Consider the following 15,390-nt stretch of genomic DNA (forward strand, 5'->3'; position numbering starts at 1 on the left):
AGAGGCGCAGGCATTGGAGTAGATTTGTGGGGATCCCTCAGGGTCTGTCCCCGTTTTTTTGCAAGTCAATATTTACGAGAAAAATTTGATTTAACCACACTGGAAATATAGCTATTGAGTCCGCGGCCTGCCACCGCAAGTCGCTGCAATTCCGTGACCATTACTGGCCCGGGGCGATTGGAATCATACACATAGGTCCTATAGGTTCCTGAGGCAAACTCTACGGATATCGACCCGTGGGCCAGTTCATATGCCACCACATTTGACTGACCACTGAGATTTTTGTAACGCTCCATGCTTCTCACCTCTTGAGACTAGCAAGTCGCCAGCACACACACTTTAGACTTCAATTGACTCCCAGCCAAGTCGGAAGTCCACTGCTTCAAGAAGCATGCGTAAATTGCGAATTTCGCCAATGCTGAGTAGACACAGAGAAGGCTACGGGAGCTCAAAATCAGCAATTCTATGATGCACAATTCCACTAAATTCGATAACCAACTGATTTATCTATAGTTACTAGCTGGGGGTACGGCGAATTTTCCAACGAACTCCAGTCGCCCGAAAAACCTCGTCTCGCCGAAATATACCGTTCGTCTGGTGCTACCATACAAAACGAAGTCCTCGCAAAAATTCAAGGGCTTTGCTGCTCCTGCACATCCACTTTCTGTCCATACACTGAACTCTGTGGGAGCGAGCCTGCTCGCGATGAGGCCATCACCACCACCGACACTCTGCCGGCCGGGATGGAGAGCTGCCCGTCCTGGAGCATCACGCCCGAAACAATCTCAACCAAACAACACCTTTAGCCAATGATCCTCACCCACAATGGCGATCGAAGCCCCCGCCTCCCGCAGTTCCACTGCCTTCATGATCTTCGCTCCGTAGGTACTGTGGCGCCACTGCTCATTACCCACGCTGCCGACCACCAGGTAATGCACCTTCTTACTCACGCCGCCCCCAATCAAACCACCCCGTTCTTCGACTAACACCTGGCAATCTTTGCGCGGCCCAAAGGCCATGACCCCCGTAAACACAAACATCCGGCCATTCCACACCAATTCAGGAGCCGGCGTGTTGAATGGAAGATCCGTAGGAGCAACGGCAACAGCACCGCCGACCTTTGGCCTCTCTATATCCAGTCCAGAAAAACCATGCAGGATATTAAGCAGCTCAAGAGACTCATCCGGGTCCAGAACATCGTCCTGAAGCATGCACGCCAAACGCGAATACAACAGATTGATCACCGGATCGTTCAGGTGCGCCAGATTGCTTTCCAACCATTGCTTCAGGAACATCGCTTCAGTGGTATTCACAACACCATCTGCGGCAATCCCGGCAGCCAGCCCGACCAATGCGTCAGCAGCGCGTCGGTCGATACGGGCGCGGTGGAAGAATTTGCTGTTTTCGAATTCGTTGTGTAGGTCCATTACGGGCGTTCCTTGGAGGGTGTTGGCTCGGCGCTAAGCGTGATCATTTACGGCAACGCCAATAAAGCTAGCACTCTGCCATACATGCGCAAGCTCGCTCTGTCCGACCTGATGGTATCCCCTCGCTAGTGACACCCAGTGATCAACAATCCCTAGGCTCCTCTCCTGCCAGATGGCCCGGCTCGATAAAGTCAAAAAGGCCTTCGTTCGGGCATCAACGCCTTGGCTACTCCACCTACCCATTACATCAGAATTCACCCACATCCTATCCAGGGTTACAAATCCAACTCATCAGGACGTTGACGACCTCCCCCAGCAACCTAAAATGCCTACCAAATACCCGCCAAGCCTAGGTTGACTCGATCAGCATGCTCAAATCGTGCGGGTTTTTTCTGAGTTAAAAACGATGTGATGTAACCGACTTGATCAGCGCGGACAGCCAATGGAAACCCCGCCTCACCGAAATCATGGATCAGCAGAAACCGGGTTATTTGACACTCATGGGATTTCCAAATGATTGGAAACGTCAGCAATGGTGTCTGGTGTAAGGCTGCCAGGAACAGACCACGATCAATTTACTGCTTAACTGATTTCGCGACCTGAGCTCGGACACGCATCGCGTTGTCTTTCGCCACTTCGAAATGGTGCACGCGAGAAGGTGGGCGCTTATTACGCTCAATTTCGTCCATTTGCGTCATGCTCTCGACCAATCGGTTGAATAAATTCTTTTCCATCATCTCTATCCTCTGTTTCAACTCGCTCACTCAGACGAGCCGATTCCGCGACTGTCATTTGATGCACAGAGTCGAGCAAATCTTGCGGAATGCTTACATTCATCATTCCTTGCTGATTACTCTCACCGCTTGCCTTTACCCCGTGGTTGGCAGGTGACATCCACAACGACGTAAATTATTGCCCATCCATAAAAATACCTAAACCTCGCCCGCCAGCATCGCGCCACGAGTGCAGCCTCCCCCAAGCGCCCGCTACTCTCTGACCGTCGCTGCCAAATCGGCGACCGGGCGTGAGAACCCGAAGCAATCAAGGCGCAAAAGCGCCCATAATCCATCGTGGCGCTTTTTTTCGTCTGCGATGTCGTTTTATGGCGGCCGTGCGTGGGAGACCTTCGGGTCTACCGGTTACCTTGATTGCCGGATTCTCACCCCGCGCATGGCTGCCACCCCAACCTGTGAGAAGGTCGGTGGCAGCTCTTTCAAGTCAAGGAGCCAGACAATGCCAAACCCGCAAGACATCAAAACCCCAGGCCTAACCCCCTTCTCCTACCACTCCGACCTCCCCCTCTTCCGCGTCAACAGCGGCATTCCCATCGGCGAAGCCCTGTCCCACGCCTCCGACCTGCTCCACGTTGCCAAGCTCTTGGCCGAGGACGCGGCGATGATTCGCAGCACGGATCGGTACGCCTGGGCGTCGTGTTATTTGCAGGATATGAGCAAAGCGGTGATTGATGACGTGGTGAAGGTGCTGGAGGCGCCGGGGAGTCATCCTGCTTAAGAGCTGCGGGGGCAATGCTGCTCCGAGGGGCAGCATTGAATTGTATTTGCAGAAGCGGATAAAAGAAGGGCTGCTTCGCAGCCCAGCGGGAGCAAGCTCCCTCGCCACGGGGGCTACGGACAGAGCACGATCACTGGCTGCAATGAATAGGCGGACACCAAATCAACCATGGTCTGTCCCCCGTTTTCCTACGAGAACGCTCTGGCGCTGCGGGCCCAATACCCACGCAAGCGCATCATGTCGCCAAGCAATAGGTAGACTGCACCAACCCCGAAGCAAACCAGCGGCTGGATACCAGTTTTAGATCTACGTCCTGCTCAAGCGCCCCGAACAATGGCCTTCCGGAACCGATCAGCACAGGTACAGTGGTAATCACCATGTCGGTGATTAATCCATCGCGCAGGAATGACTGCACCACCTGTCCACCATCGACATAGACCCGACGTACGCCTTGTCTCGTCAGTTCCTCCATCACGTCCTTGGGCGCGAGGCCGGAGAACCGGAGCTTGCCCTTCAGTGCCCCGGGCACTGGCGCATCCGCCAGGCTTTCAGACAGCACCACCACGGGGCGCTCATAGAACCAGGTGTCGAAGGTCCGGACCTTCTCATAGGTTCCGCGCCCCATCACGATCACGTCCTTGTCAGCGATGAAGTCTGAGTAGCCATGGTCCTCGGTTTGATCATCGCGCTGTAAAAGCCAGTCGATGTCACCGTCGGGCCTGGCGATAAAGCCATCCAGGCTGGTGGCGATGAAAACATGTGCAGTGGCCATCAGGATCTCCTTGTTTATACGGGTATTTCGATGCCCGGCGTCGAGAAACGCCTGCTGGCATTAATCATCTATTGTGCAATCGCTCCCATCGCTTGTCTTCGGGCCCATCGGTCGTTGGCGTTATCGGCAAGCGGGCGTGAGCGCCCGAAGCAATCAAAGCGAACCTCCGAGCGCTCCGCCGGCCCTCAACTACACTTGCCCTGAAATCCCCGCCCCAGGAGTAGTAGGCGATGAAGATCAGGACCAAGATCATAGGCTCGGGGTTGATCAGCCTTTTCTTTGCCCTCGTGCTCGGCGGCATCGGGTTGTGGGGCTATATCAGCATGACCAGTGCTCTGGCGCGCAGCGAGACCAGTATTTCGGCGATGCGCAAGCACATGGAGGCGGACATGATGCACGACGCCATTCGTGGCGATGTGTTGGCCGCTTTGCTGGTGGCGCCGGGGGATGCTGCGGGAGCCAAGGAGGTGAGGGACGCGTTCGATGAGCATGCGCAACGGATGCGCAAGGTCATCGCCGAGAATGCCGAGGCCCAGTTGCCGCAAGCGATCGCCCAGGCCGTTACCGAGTTGAAACCACAAGTCGAAAGCTATATCGCGTCGGCGCAACAGGTGATCGGTAAGGCGCTGGCTGGCGCCCAGGATGGCCGGGCGTTGCGGACGGAGTTCGACGGGGCGTTTTCGGCGCTGGAGGAGCGTAACGAGGCGGTGAGCGAGTTGATCGAGAGCCAGGCCCATGCCACCCGCGAGCAACAGGACCACAGCATTCAAACGTCGGAGCGCTGGCTGGTTTTCACGTTGCTGGCCACCTGCGTGGCGTTGGCGCTGTTGTCGTGGAGCCTGCTCAAGGCGGTGCTTACGCCACTGAACAAGATCATCCTCAATACCCAGGCGATTTCCCAAGGGGATTTGCAGCGCTCGATGGGGGCTCAAAGCAAGGATGAGCTGGGTCAGTTGCAAGGTGTGATCGAACAGATGCAGGTCAATTTGCGACAGATGATCGCCACGATCCGCAGCCAGAGTGACGAGTTGCATGGCACGTCGCGCGTGCTGGGCGATACGGCGCGGCAAATTGTGTCCAGCGCCGATCATCAGGCTCAGAGTGCGACCAGCATGGCGGCGAGCATGGAGCAGATGATGGCGAACATCAGCCAGATCCATCAGCACGCCGACAGCGCCCGGACGATCTCGGCGCAGTCCGAACAACTGGCCAGCAGCGGCGGGCAAGTGATCCTTGGGGTGGTGGAGGGCATGAACAGGATCGCCGAAGTGGTCAATCAGTCGTCCAGCAAGATCACCGCGCTGGATGCGTCGTCCGAGGACATTCATTCCATCATTCAAGTGATCAAGAGCATTGCCGAGCAAACCAATCTGTTGGCCCTCAACGCCGCCATCGAAGCCGCCCGCGCCGGTGAGGCGGGGCGCGGCTTTGCGGTGGTGGCCGATGAGGTGCGTAACCTGGCGGCGCGCACCACCCAGTCCACCCAGGAAATCACCGCGATGATCGAGCGCATCCAGACCAGCGCCCGGGATGCGGTGGCGAACATGCAGGCTTGCGTCAGCCGCGTGGACGAAGGCGTCTCACTGGCCCAGCAGGCCGGGGTGTCCATCAGCGAAATCCGCACCGGCGCCCGGCATGCGGCAGAAGTGGTGGAGGAAATTTCCCAGACCATTGCCGAACAATCGAAGGCCAGCGATGAAATGGCTCAGAGGGTGGAGTCGATTGCCGAGCAGTCCCGCGAGAACACCCGCTCGATTCACAACCTGACGCAAACAGCGGATCAACTGAACGATGCGGCGGGGTCGATGCAGTCTTCGGTGCAGCAGTTCAAGATTTGATCAATCGGCTGCATTCACTTTTGTGGCGGGGGCGCTTGCTCCCGCTGGGCGACATAACAGCCTCTGCTTTCAATAATCGCGAATTATTGAAAATTATGGCTGGGCAATAATTATTGCCCAGCCATAAGCCTGACTCACACCTCGCTCACCTCAAACACAAACGAAATCTCCCGCTTCTGGGCACTCCAGACGTACCGGATATGCTTGCCCTGCACCGGAACCGAAACCGCCGGGGGGCGAAACGCCGCCACGCATTCGTGCCCGGACAGGCGGACGCTGTTGTACAGCAAGCCCCAGGACAGGGTTTCGCGCAGTTGCCGGGCGAACACCTGGGACGGACCGTAGGCGGCGGGGTCCGGGTCGTGCAGGTGCGGGTAGTCGTGGCGGATGTCGTGCAGCGGCTTGATGACCTTGTTGACGTAAGTACGCATGGTCAATTCCAGATCCGGCTCGTTGGTCGCCCCGAGGAATCGCGCCTGGTGGTAGCAGGTCTCGGCAATGGCGGCTTCCTGGCTGCTGGCGGCGTAGTAGACGCCGAAGGTGCCGTCGCTGAAGCGGCTGCTTTTGCCGATATGGGTAAACGCGGCCATCACCGGCGAGGAGCCGGGCCCGGAAATGCGGTCCTCGGGGCGGACGCGGGACAGCACACCGGCTGCTTCCATGAGCCGGTCGTTGGTCAGTGCTTCCAGGGCATACGCGGTGGGCAGGTCCTCAGGATCAAGCACGTCTTCAAATAGCGCAATCGGCGGGAAGCTGCTGTTGACGATCCGGTAGGCACGCTTCCATTGCGGGTCCGCCAGTGGTGGCGTCATCAACCGCGCACTCCGTCGAGGTAACGCCGCACATCGGCAATGTCCACCACCCGCCCGGCGAGCATGTAGGCCAGTGCCGACTGGCCGTTGAAGGGCGCAGCGGTATTGGGGCTGCTGACCCACTGGTAAGCGCGGTCCCGGCTGTTGCTGAAGATGATGCTCAGCGCCTTGTGAATGCCCATGAGGTAGGAAATGCGCTCCAAGGTGTCACGGGGCAGCTTTACGTTTTCCGGTAATTGTTTGTACTTATAGAAAGTCGTGTTGCCTACCTTGCCCAGCAACGTGCGTTGCTGCTCGACGCTGCAGCCCCACAGCGCCATGAGATTGAAGAAAAACTTCAACGCGACCCGACCCGCGTCCGGGGAGTCCAATTGTTGCTGTGCGTTGAGGGTGATGGAGGAAGTCGCCATGAGGTTTGGGCTCCTTTGTCGCGGGGTGATGCTTAGAGGGTAGTACAGATATGGAGAATTCGTAAATTTTTATTCGCAAGTGGATTCTATCGACCGATTATCTGAACAACTCGGCATGGCTTCCCAAGTCAACAAACGTCACCAAGTCCGAGCGCGAATGCTCATAAATCAAAAGGAAGTCACCGCCAATATGACACTCTCGAAACCCATCCCAGTTACCAGTCAATGCATGATCCATGTATTCACTCGGTAGCTGCTCACCCAAAAAAAGCATAACCATCACATGACGCACTTCATTCATATCGCGCCGTCCCGCTCTTTTGTAACGCTCCCAGGACTTTTTGAATTCAGACGTATATGCGCATTGCTTCGGTAATTCAGCGCGCTTTTGCTTTTCTCCCGGTTTCGCCATCAGCCTCTCTCAGCATGTCGTCTATCGAATTGAATCGTTGACGGATGTCCCGTGCCTCAATCATGGCCCGGGCGGTCTTTTCCGAAGGCACTCGCACCTCGAATGGAAGCCCCTGAGTCTCAACAACCTGACGCAGGAAAAGACGCATCGCGTCGCTAACACTCAATCCGCAAGCGTTCAAAACCTCGGTGGCACGGGCCTTCAATTCCTCATCAATGCGGCAACGCACGTCGGTGGTTTTCAATAATGCACCCATGGAATCAACCTCATCATTAACTTTGTAGCTACATTGGCGCTACCTCAGAGCATTGTGGTAGGACTGCCGCCATGGGTCAACGTCAGGTGGATAAGCGGCCTGTATGGATAAAAGGCAGGTTTGGCATCGTCTGTATTAAGGGGTGTATTCCAACATGAGTTTCTAAGGGCGAATATCAGAACGATCAGCCATGAGACTGAGAGTGCTCCGAGATCCGTGCAGGATTTTTCGCAAGGCCGCCCCATATGCCCCCCGCTAACTGATCCTGGTCAGCACCAACTGGGCAAAATCCCCAAATCCCGCATAAGCTCCAACCATCGCCTGCCAGAGCTTTTCGCCACAAAACCGCGACAATCGTGGCAAGGTACATGATGATAGCCGGTATGCACTGCCTGACCCTGGCCAGGTGCACAACAATAGCGAGCCCACTTAAGCAGAGGGCATTACCTTATGGATAGCAGAACCTTACGCAACCTCATGCGCATCGTGCAGACCGGCTCCTTGTCGGCGGCGGCGGAACATTCGTGCCTCACGGTGCAGGCATTGGCGGCACAGTTGAACAAAGTTGAGGAGCAGTTCGGCTTCCGGCTGTTCCGGCGTTCGAACAAAGGCCTGACGTTGACGAGCCAAGGCTCGGAACTGACGCCGTTCATGGATCAGGTGCTGGTTGCCACGCGGCAGTTGGAAGAGAAGGTCGCAGCGCTGAAGACGCCCCGGCAGCGCACGCTGAGAGTGGCGCTCAATACCACCCTGCCGGCGGAGTTCAACCGGCGGATGATCGATCGGCTGATCGCCGTGTTTCCCCAATATCAGTTGGAGTTCAGTTACGCCGAGTCGATGGAGAACCTGAGCAAGCTCAAAAACGAAGACTTTGACCTGGCGATCCTCATCGGCCCGCAGCAGAGCGGCTATTCCAGCATCACCATGCCGGATGTTCAGGTGCAGGTGGTCGGCGCCCATTGTGGCGACGAGGACGATTCCCTCGGTTTGCTCGGCGATAAGTTTCAGGTGCGTCCGGCAGAAGAATGTCCGTATTCCCACAGTTTCCTTCGTTTCCTGGATGCCGGCCTGGGCGAGTACGGCTCGAGCCAGCGGATGGTGTATTCCTGCAGTGAAACGCTGACGTTGTCGTTGATCACTCAGCTCGATGGCTTGGGGCTGGTGTCCCGGGAAGCGGCGTTGCGTAACGACTTGACGATCTTCCCGGACTTCGAGGATTTCCTCGAAGTCCGCCTGGCGGTGAATAATCCGGAGCTGTCCGGCCAGGCGCTGCACGATGTTGTGGACCTGACGCTAAAGGAACGAACCGAGCGCGATATACGCCGCCGTGCCCACCGCCACACTGAGAAACAGGTTGCGGCTGAAGTACGCACATAACAGCGTCGGAATCGCGGCATAAAATTCCGGGCGGTCGAGTTGTATCTGCTGATCCTTGATCAACAACGGGGTGAGGCTGATGGCAGCGACGATCGCCACCGGCAGGTACTCCAGGGCTCGGGCGACGAAAGGAGGCCAGTTTTCAGTGTTGACCTGCAGCGGCAGGGCCCTTGGCAGAAAGGTCACCGCCATCATCAGTGCCACGACCAGGATCAGGAACGTTTGGTCAGGCATACGCCCACCCCGCAGCCAACGAACGTGGCAATGAAGACATTGAACGGCGAGCTGCCCAGCAGGCTCAGCCCGCCCATGCAGACGACCGCCGCCAGGGCAGCGATCAGTTTGTTCCGGGTGTTGCACAGCGAAACCAGCACGTAGAGCATCATCGCGGTCAGGGCGTAGTCGAGCTGGTATTTGATCAGGTGCGCCGCGTATTGCGCACACACCGCTCCCAACAGGCCGCCAAGCACCCAGGAGGTGTGGCAAAAGAGGTTGAAGCCGATCAGGTAACGCACGCTGACCGGTGCCCCGGTGCCGAGCTTGACGCTGTGGAAGGCGAACGACTCATCCGTGAGCCCCGCCGCGTAGCACCAGCGCTCGAAACGACTGAGCCCCAACGCACGCAGTGCCTTGGCCATGTACACCGACATCAGCATGTGTCGCGCGTTGATCAGGAAGGTGGTGAGCACGATGGTGGTCAGCGAGGCTCCGCTGGAAATCAACGCCAGCGCCGCAAATTGTGAAGCGCCCGCGTAAACGAACAGGCACATCGCCACCGGCAGCCACAAGGGCAACCCGGCGTTGACCGCCATCAGACCGAACACAAACGAAACCGTAAAATAACCCGCTACCACCGGACTGGCTTCAGCAAAGGTACGCGAGGCTTGTTGTTCGACCACCAGCGGCTGGCTGGAAGTCTTGCTCATAGATCCCTCTCGAAAGTGATTTCACCCCGAGGCTCGCAAAAGCCTTGGGCTGCCCAAAACCGCTTGCCGGCCAGATTAGCATCGTCGACGAACAGGAACATGCGCAGTACGCCGACCCGTTTCATGTCGGCCGATGCAGCCTCCACCAAGCGCTGGCCCAGGCCTCGGGTACGATGCCTTGGGCTGACCGCCAGGTGATTGATGGTGCCACGGGTGCCGAGCATGCCGCCAATCACCGCCCCCACCACTTCACCACTGACATCGACGGCCAGGTACGCAGTGGTAGTGTCCTGCAACAACACCCCACGCAAGAATCGGGCATCCTGCCACTCGCAGAACGACACTTCGTCGAAACCGCGAAAGAACTGCTCCAGTCGTTCGGCGTCCCTGACCATTGCCCGGCGCAACAGAACCTGTTGCTCCAGATCGTCCATGGGTTCGAGCTGTTCAGCGAACAATGTCAAAAGCGGTCCCGGGCCGCGAGAAGGAAATCGCCAGGATCTGCCTGAAAGCCATTTCATGACTGTGGGCGTTCCGGGCCGGGGTGACGTAATGACGCATGTCGCGGTCGAGGAAGAAGGTGGTGTCGAGAATGTCCTCGTAGGTCATCGCCGCCAGTTGTTCTTCCTGGGCGGTGTACAGACGACTCTCTGCGCCGGCCACATTATGACGGCCCCAGAAATGCACGCCGCTGAACGGATACCCGTCGCAATGGATCCCTTCAGGGGTGATTTCCAGTTGCTTGCCCGGCTTGATCTCGATACGGATCTGATGGATCTGGCACTGCCAGATTTCCTCGTGCAGTTCCTGGGGGAGGACGTTCTTGTACACCTCAAAGTCCGTGTCGATCAGACTGCGCATCACCGGTGAGTTGATCACTTCGTTGGAAAAGTCCTGGAAGTGCCGCTCCAGTCCACCGACATAGCTGTTGTTGGTCTTGGACTGAATGTAGGCCCGGTGTTCGAGCTGCGTGAGGTCGCGGGTCCTGGGGTTGTATTCGAAGTCGCTGTAGCGGCGAAAACGCATGCCTGACTCGGCCTGGCCGTAGTAACTGTCGGGCTCCATGTTTTCCCAGCTTTTGGTCAGCCGGACAAAGTCGCCGAAATGACCGTAGAGATTGAAGTCTCCACCGCGGACGTTGACGTATTTGTCACGCCTCAGCGCTTCGCCTACTTCCCTGTTCAGAACGATCATTTTTCATAGGTCTCCACTGCATTGAGCGGCCTAATCTAGTAGGTACAGGATTTACGTCCATGAGAAAGTATTTGAGGCATTTCAAGCCGTGCTTGAAACGGTGCAGAATGTTTCATTAGTACGACTTTTTCTCGGGAAAACAGACTGTTTCAACGGTATTTTCGCCGCCCAAAGAAAAAACCCCGAGTTTGCGCTCGGGGTTTTTCATCAGGCGTTTGTAACGTGATCAGGCATCAGAAGACGCTGATCGGATAATCCACGAACACCCGCAGCTCGTTGCCGCTGACGTTGTACTCGCTGGATTTCTGCGAAACACGCAGGAACGAACTGCGCAACCGCACGCTCAGGTCTTTGGCGGGGCCGTTCTGGACCACGTACTTGAACTGGTTGAAGATCTCGCGCTCGGTGCCGCCTTCGCTGGTGGACGTGGTGATGTTATCGCCGCGCACATAAGCCACGTTGTACGTCAGGCCGGGAATCCCGAACGTGGTGAAATCCAGGCCATAACCCAGTTGCCAGCTACGTTCGTCTTCAGCATTGAAGTCGGACCAGTAGGAGTTGGCCAGGTAGATCGTATTGCCGCCGTCACCCACACGATTCTGCTCACGCTGATAACCACCGTAGGCGTAGCCCAGGTTGCTGTCGCCGGTGCTGCGCTGGTGGGCGAGCGTAAAACTGTGCGGCCCGCTGGCGAAAGTGGCGGCCAGGCTCCAGATCTTGTTGTCGTCGCCAGTGACGTTGTTTTCGCGAACATAGCTGTTGTCCAGCTTGGTGCGATAGCCGTTGAAGTCCAGGGTCAGGGACTGATCCTTGGCCAGCGGGAATACGTAGTTGGCGTTCACGTACTGTTTCTTCAACACGTCCTCGACATCCGAGGCATAGAGCGAAGCCTTGAACTGCTCGGTGAACTGATAGCTGCCGCCCAATACATTGATCGACTTCAGACCACCGCTGTCACGACCCTCGGCGCTCTTGCGCGATTCGGCGGTAAAACGTCCAGCGTTCAGCTCCAGGCCCTTGATCTCTTTGGAGGTGATCAGCGTGCCGGTGTAGCTTTCTGGCAGCAGGCGCGAGTTGTCATAGTTCAGCACGGGCAGGGCCGGCATCTGGTCGCCGTAGGCCAACACGGTATTGGAAACACGGAATTTGACCGCCGCACCAAACTTGGACAGGTCATCGGCCGCGTTGCCGCTGTCACCTTGCTTGAAGAAGTCGATGCCGCCCGCACCGCTGCGACCTTTGCCGCCATCCAGACGCAGCGCGTACAGACCGAAGGCGTCAACACCCACACCTACAGTGCCTTGGGTAAAACCGGACGAGAACGTTCCGATGGCGGCCTGGCCCCATTCGGCTTTGTCTTCGTTACCGTTTTTGTAGTCGCGATTGATATAGGCGTTGCGTAACAGCACGTTCAGGCTGCTGTCCTCAACGAACCCCTTGGACTCAGCCTGGTCGCTGGCCATGGCGTGTGTCGTGTTTAAAATCCCCAGTGCGATCAGAGCAATGCGCTTGTTCAACATGATTATTTTCCTTGTACGGGTTGATACGCACTGCGACGGGCAGCCGAAACGGCGCTTTTGCGCTCTTTTTCGGACTCTTGCTCCTGAAAATAACGAAAAGGCCCGGCCACGAATGAGCGTGGCGGGCCTTTTTATTATTTAAGAGTCATGGCTGTTAGCCACAGGCGTGGACGAATCCTAGTCCCGCCCTCAACAATGTGTCAATTTCGTGAATCGTCTGTAATTAGGCTAAAAAACTCTAAAAACAACTTTCAAAGGTTCAGTATCCGGCACAAAACCATCAGCCACAAAAAAAGCGCTGCCATCCTGGCAAACGCCTTTTATCAATCCGTTGAATGCTAGCCTTGCATCACATCCCATAATGCTTCCAGCTCAGCCTCGCTGAACAGGCCAGCCGGATAGCGTTCCATGATCATCCGACGCGGGTCGGGTTCTCTGATCTGACGCGTTCCGTTGGACTTCAACCACTGTGCCAAGGCTTTAAGCGACTCACCATTCACAACGGCCAAGGGATGGTATGTGCGCTCGCTTATCATATTCATTCCAGCGCCCTCTCCTGGTTGATGAGCGGCCAATTTATCCAAGGTTTATGACAAAACAACTCAGCTCCGCTCCCCAGAACTGCCAGGAAGCAGATACAAGAGCTGTGCCAATGTATCCGCGCGGCCAATAGACAAACAAAAAAAGGCCCGCATCCCCAACCAGGCCGCGGGCCATACCAGAATGGATCCAAAAACACCCGCGCAGAGCCGCCGCGAGCGCTATCAGCGGTCTGTTACATCACCACTCATTTTGTGCGCGGTGCAGGCTGCTGTTGGGTAAGGCAGTGGATGTTCCCACCCCCCAGTAACAGTTCGCGACCCGGCACCATGACCACTTCGTGCCGTGGAAAAAGGCTTTGCAGAAGCGCCTGCGCCGGGCCATCCAGCGGATCGTCAAAGCTCGGCGCGATGATGCCGCCATTGACGATCAGGAAATTCACGTAGGAGCCGGCCAACCGCACGGTCGGATTGCGCTCCTGGGAGCCTTGCACCGCGTCCACGCCGGCACACTCCTCTTCAGTGGCATACAACGGCCCCGGAATCGGCATCTTGTGCACTGTGAACGGGCGTCCCTTGGCGTCAGTGCTGTTTTGCAGCACTTCCAGCGCGGCGTGGCAGCGAGTGTGGTTCGGATCCTGCGGGTCGTCGGTCCAGGCCAGCAATACTTCGCCAGGGCGCACGTAGCAGCAGAAGTTATCCACATGCCCATCGGTTTCGTCGTTGAACAGGCCATCCGGCAACCAGATGATCTTGTCCACCGCCAACTGCGCGCTGAGTACCGCCTCGATGTCTTCGCGGCTCAAGTGCGGGTTGCGATTACGGTTGAGCAGGCATTCCTCGGTGGTGATCAGGGTGCCCTCGCCATCGACGTGAATCGAGCCGCCCTCAAGCACGAAGCCTTCGGTGCGGTAACGCGGGCTGCGTTCAATCTCGAGAATCTTGCTGGCTACTTGCGAATCTCGGTTCCACGGCGCATACAGCCCCCCCTCAAAACCACCCCAGGCGTTGAAATCCCAGTCGACGCCGCGTACTTCGCCACTGTCGTTGATGACGAACGTCGGGCCGGTGTCCCGGACCCAGGCATCATCGCTGGACATTTCCACCACGCGGATATTCGGCACGTCGAGCCGCGCCCGGGCATTTTCGTATTGGCTCGCGGACACCGCCACGGTCACCGGCTCAAAGCGGGCGATGGCTTTGGCGACCGCCACATGAGCGGCCTGCGCGGGTTTGCCGCCCAGGCGCCAGTTGTCCGGGCGCTCGGGCCAGACCATCCAGACCTGGGTCTGAGGTGCCCACTCGGCAGGCATGTGGAAACCATCCACGCGGGGAGTGCTGTGCAACGTTGTCATAAATCAGGACTCCAGTGAGCCATCGAGGGTTTTGATCGAGCCGTACAGGTCCGCACGACGATCACGAAAAGTGCCCCAGGCACTGCGAATGTGTTCCAGCTCGTCCAGGTCAAAGCTGTGCACCAGCAGGCCTTCTTCGGTTTCATTCAGCTTCTGGACCTTTTCACCGAACTGATTGGCGATGAACGAGGAGCCGTAGAACGTGATGTCGTAGCCATCCTGCTCTTCGTTACCGATGCGGTTACTGGCCACCAGCGGCATCAGGTTCGCGCCGGCATGGCCTTGTTGCACACGCTGCCAGTGATCGCGGGACGAAATGCTCTTGTCGTGCGGCTCGCTGCCAATGGCGGTCGGGTAGAACAGAATTTCCGCGCCTTGCAGCGCCATGCTGCGGGCGCACTCGGGAAACCACTGGTCCCAGCAGATGCCCACGCCGATCCTGGCGTAGCGAGTATCCCAGACCTTGAAACCGGTATCGCCAGGGTTGAAGTAGTACTTCTCATGGTAACCAGGACCGTCCGGGATGTGACTCTTGCGGTATACCCCCAGGTTACGGCCATCGGCATCAATGATCGCAATACTGTTGAAACGCGCACGACCGGCCCGTTCAAAAAAGCTGATGGGCAAGACGACCTGAAGCTCCCTGGCGACTTTCTGGAAGTACCGGATGGCGACGTTATCTTCGACCGGAGTCGCCAATTGCAGGTAGTCCGGGTTGGGCTTCTGGCAAAAGTACGGCGTCTCGAACAACTCCTGGAGCAGGATGATCTGCGCCCCTTTGGCGGCGGCCTCGCGGACCCGCTGTTCAGCGATCTCGATATTGGCCTCCAGATCCCAGGAACAGGCCATCTGGGTGGCGGCAACGGTGACGATACGACTCATGAAGGGAGCTCCAGAGCATGGGTGGTGTCGACTTTATAGCCGATAAAAATCGGCTTTAGAAGCAAAATAGATTCGAAGTCTCTCACCAGACGCCTTAAAACTCGACATAAATCGGACTATTAATCGCGCAAAGCCCTGTGGGAGCGGGCTTGCTCGCG

General features: G+C 57.2%; 19 protein-coding genes. 3 read left to right on the forward strand and 16 right to left on the reverse strand.

All coding sequences use genetic code 11. From position 1 onward, the window contains the following. Positions 1-65: 65 nt before the first annotated feature. The 3 genes from MA884_RS21105 to MA884_RS21115 form a co-directional block, all read right to left on the reverse strand. Positions 66-296, reverse strand: coding sequence for a hypothetical protein (locus tag MA884_RS21105; RefSeq protein ID WP_256232336.1), 231 nt, complete (start codon positions 294-296; stop codon positions 66-68). Between the two features lie 489 nt (positions 297-785). After that, entirely contained in the window at positions 786-1,427 is a 642-nt protein-coding gene (locus MA884_RS21110; protein WP_256232337.1) for a BRCT domain-containing protein, read from the reverse strand. A gap of 575 nt (positions 1,428-2,002) precedes the next feature. Next, on the reverse strand, positions 2,003-2,161 hold the full coding sequence (locus MA884_RS21115; RefSeq protein WP_256232338.1) for a hypothetical protein: 159 nt from the start codon (positions 2,159-2,161) through the stop codon (positions 2,003-2,005). A gap of 499 nt (positions 2,162-2,660) precedes the next feature. Here MA884_RS21115 and MA884_RS21120 point away from each other — a divergent pair, with 499 nt between their 5' ends. Beyond that, a complete protein-coding gene (locus tag MA884_RS21120; RefSeq protein ID WP_256232339.1) occupies positions 2,661-2,939 on the forward strand; it encodes a DUF3077 domain-containing protein in 279 nt (92 codons plus the stop codon). A 235-nt stretch (positions 2,940-3,174) separates the two neighbouring features. On the opposite strand, the gene MA884_RS21125 is transcribed toward MA884_RS21120, so the two are convergent. Continuing rightward, positions 3,175-3,711 (reverse strand): dihydrofolate reductase family protein, encoded by a 537-nt coding sequence (locus MA884_RS21125; RefSeq protein ID WP_256232340.1) that lies wholly within the window; start codon positions 3,709-3,711, stop codon positions 3,175-3,177. Positions 3,712-3,941: 230 nt separating this feature from the next. Here MA884_RS21125 and MA884_RS21130 point away from each other — a divergent pair, with 230 nt between their 5' ends. After that, positions 3,942-5,549, forward strand: coding sequence for a methyl-accepting chemotaxis protein (locus MA884_RS21130; RefSeq protein ID WP_256232341.1), 1,608 nt, complete (start codon positions 3,942-3,944; stop codon positions 5,547-5,549). A 134-nt stretch (positions 5,550-5,683) separates the two neighbouring features. Here MA884_RS21130 and MA884_RS21135 read toward each other — a convergent pair whose 3' ends face one another. The 4 genes from MA884_RS21135 to MA884_RS21150 all read right to left on the reverse strand — a co-directional run bounded on the left by MA884_RS21135 (position 5,684) and on the right by MA884_RS21150 (position 7,439). Next, on the reverse strand, positions 5,684-6,361 hold the full coding sequence (locus MA884_RS21135; protein WP_256232342.1) for an RES family NAD+ phosphorylase: 678 nt from the start codon (positions 6,359-6,361) through the stop codon (positions 5,684-5,686). Next, positions 6,361-6,771 (reverse strand): MbcA/ParS/Xre antitoxin family protein, encoded by a 411-nt coding sequence (locus tag MA884_RS21140; protein WP_256232343.1) that lies wholly within the window; start codon positions 6,769-6,771, stop codon positions 6,361-6,363. The genes MA884_RS21135 and MA884_RS21140 overlap by 1 nt, the downstream gene beginning before the upstream one ends. Positions 6,772-6,868: 97 nt before the next feature. Continuing rightward, positions 6,869-7,183: a type II toxin-antitoxin system YafQ family toxin gene (locus MA884_RS21145; protein WP_256232344.1), complete on the reverse strand. Its 315-nt coding sequence runs from the start codon at positions 7,181-7,183 to the stop codon at positions 6,869-6,871. Continuing rightward, the gene (locus MA884_RS21150; protein ID WP_256232345.1) at positions 7,149-7,439 is read right to left on the reverse strand and encodes a type II toxin-antitoxin system RelB/DinJ family antitoxin; all 291 of its coding nucleotides are present in this window, start codon (positions 7,437-7,439) and stop codon (positions 7,149-7,151) included. The genes MA884_RS21145 and MA884_RS21150 overlap by 35 nt, the downstream gene beginning before the upstream one ends. Positions 7,440-7,889: 450 nt before the next feature. Here MA884_RS21150 and MA884_RS21155 point away from each other — a divergent pair, with 450 nt between their 5' ends. After that, positions 7,890-8,816, forward strand: coding sequence for a LysR family transcriptional regulator (locus MA884_RS21155; RefSeq protein WP_256232346.1), 927 nt, complete (start codon positions 7,890-7,892; stop codon positions 8,814-8,816). On the opposite strand, the gene MA884_RS21160 is transcribed toward MA884_RS21155, so the two are convergent. The 8 genes from MA884_RS21160 to aguB form a co-directional block, all read right to left on the reverse strand. Then, positions 8,733-9,050, reverse strand: coding sequence for an AzlD domain-containing protein (locus tag MA884_RS21160; protein WP_047226873.1), 318 nt, complete (start codon positions 9,048-9,050; stop codon positions 8,733-8,735). The two genes, MA884_RS21155 and MA884_RS21160, sit on opposite strands and share 84 nt — an antisense overlap. After that, complete coding sequence (locus MA884_RS21165; protein ID WP_256232347.1) at positions 9,029-9,742, reverse strand: AzlC family ABC transporter permease; 714 nt, start codon at positions 9,740-9,742, stop codon at positions 9,029-9,031. Before MA884_RS21165 ends, MA884_RS21160 begins: the two co-directional genes overlap by 22 nt. Continuing rightward, a complete protein-coding gene (locus tag MA884_RS21170; protein WP_256232416.1) occupies positions 9,739-10,176 on the reverse strand; it encodes a GNAT family N-acetyltransferase in 438 nt (145 codons plus the stop codon). The genes MA884_RS21165 and MA884_RS21170 overlap by 4 nt, the downstream gene beginning before the upstream one ends. A 13-nt stretch (positions 10,177-10,189) precedes the next feature. Continuing rightward, a complete protein-coding gene (locus MA884_RS21175) occupies positions 10,190-10,936 on the reverse strand; it encodes a 2OG-Fe dioxygenase family protein (protein WP_256232348.1) in 747 nt (248 codons plus the stop codon). 233 nt (positions 10,937-11,169) lie between these two features. After that, positions 11,170-12,456: an OprD family porin gene (locus tag MA884_RS21180; protein WP_256232349.1), complete on the reverse strand. Its 1,287-nt coding sequence runs from the start codon at positions 12,454-12,456 to the stop codon at positions 11,170-11,172. A gap of 338 nt (positions 12,457-12,794) precedes the next feature. Further along, the gene (locus tag MA884_RS21185; RefSeq protein ID WP_256232350.1) at positions 12,795-12,998 is read right to left on the reverse strand and encodes a hypothetical protein; all 204 of its coding nucleotides are present in this window, start codon (positions 12,996-12,998) and stop codon (positions 12,795-12,797) included. Between the two features lie 245 nt (positions 12,999-13,243). Further along, complete coding sequence (gene aguA / locus MA884_RS21190) at positions 13,244-14,350, reverse strand: agmatine deiminase (RefSeq protein WP_256232351.1); 1,107 nt, start codon at positions 14,348-14,350, stop codon at positions 13,244-13,246. A 3-nt stretch (positions 14,351-14,353) separates the two neighbouring features. Then, entirely contained in the window at positions 14,354-15,232 is an 879-nt protein-coding gene (gene aguB / locus MA884_RS21195) for an N-carbamoylputrescine amidase (RefSeq protein WP_256232352.1), read from the reverse strand. Positions 15,233-15,390: the final 158 nt, after the last annotated feature.

Origin of the sequence: Pseudomonas sp. Q11 (assembly GCF_024494355.1) — a bacterium.
GTDB classification, from domain to species: domain Bacteria; phylum Pseudomonadota; class Gammaproteobacteria; order Pseudomonadales; family Pseudomonadaceae; genus Aquipseudomonas; species Aquipseudomonas hefeiensis.

Coding starts and splice junctions, on each gene's coding strand:
- aguB (WP_256232352.1), bottom strand. CDS start 15,232: ATGAGTCGTATCGTCACCGTTGCCGCCACCCAGATGGCCTGTTCCTGG.
- MA884_RS21125 (WP_256232340.1), bottom strand. CDS start 3,711: ATGGCCACTGCACATGTTTTCATCGCCACCAGCCTGGATGGCTTTATC.
- MA884_RS21170 (WP_256232416.1), bottom strand. CDS start 10,176: ATGGACGATCTGGAGCAACAGGTTCTGTTGCGCCGGGCAATGGTCAGG.
- MA884_RS21185 (WP_256232350.1), bottom strand. CDS start 12,998: ATGAATATGATAAGCGAGCGCACATACCATCCCTTGGCCGTTGTGAAT.
- MA884_RS21135 (WP_256232342.1), bottom strand. CDS start 6,361: ATGACGCCACCACTGGCGGACCCGCAATGGAAGCGTGCCTACCGGATC.
- MA884_RS21165 (WP_256232347.1), bottom strand. CDS start 9,742: ATGAGCAAGACTTCCAGCCAGCCGCTGGTGGTCGAACAACAAGCCTCG.
- MA884_RS21155 (WP_256232346.1), top strand. CDS start 7,890: ATGGATAGCAGAACCTTACGCAACCTCATGCGCATCGTGCAGACCGGC.
- MA884_RS21175 (WP_256232348.1), bottom strand. CDS start 10,936: ATGATCGTTCTGAACAGGGAAGTAGGCGAAGCGCTGAGGCGTGACAAA.
- MA884_RS21110 (WP_256232337.1), bottom strand. CDS start 1,427: ATGGACCTACACAACGAATTCGAAAACAGCAAATTCTTCCACCGCGCC.
- MA884_RS21140 (WP_256232343.1), bottom strand. CDS start 6,771: ATGGCGACTTCCTCCATCACCCTCAACGCACAGCAACAATTGGACTCC.
- MA884_RS21145 (WP_256232344.1), bottom strand. CDS start 7,183: ATGGCGAAACCGGGAGAAAAGCAAAAGCGCGCTGAATTACCGAAGCAA.
- MA884_RS21115 (WP_256232338.1), bottom strand. CDS start 2,161: ATGGAAAAGAATTTATTCAACCGATTGGTCGAGAGCATGACGCAAATG.
- MA884_RS21105 (WP_256232336.1), bottom strand. CDS start 296: ATGGAGCGTTACAAAAATCTCAGTGGTCAGTCAAATGTGGTGGCATAT.
- MA884_RS21130 (WP_256232341.1), top strand. CDS start 3,942: ATGAAGATCAGGACCAAGATCATAGGCTCGGGGTTGATCAGCCTTTTC.
- aguA (WP_256232351.1), bottom strand. CDS start 14,350: ATGACAACGTTGCACAGCACTCCCCGCGTGGATGGTTTCCACATGCCT.
- MA884_RS21150 (WP_256232345.1), bottom strand. CDS start 7,439: ATGGGTGCATTATTGAAAACCACCGACGTGCGTTGCCGCATTGATGAG.
- MA884_RS21160 (WP_047226873.1), bottom strand. CDS start 9,050: ATGCCTGACCAAACGTTCCTGATCCTGGTCGTGGCACTGATGATGGCG.
- MA884_RS21120 (WP_256232339.1), top strand. CDS start 2,661: ATGCCAAACCCGCAAGACATCAAAACCCCAGGCCTAACCCCCTTCTCC.
- MA884_RS21180 (WP_256232349.1), bottom strand. CDS start 12,456: ATGTTGAACAAGCGCATTGCTCTGATCGCACTGGGGATTTTAAACACG.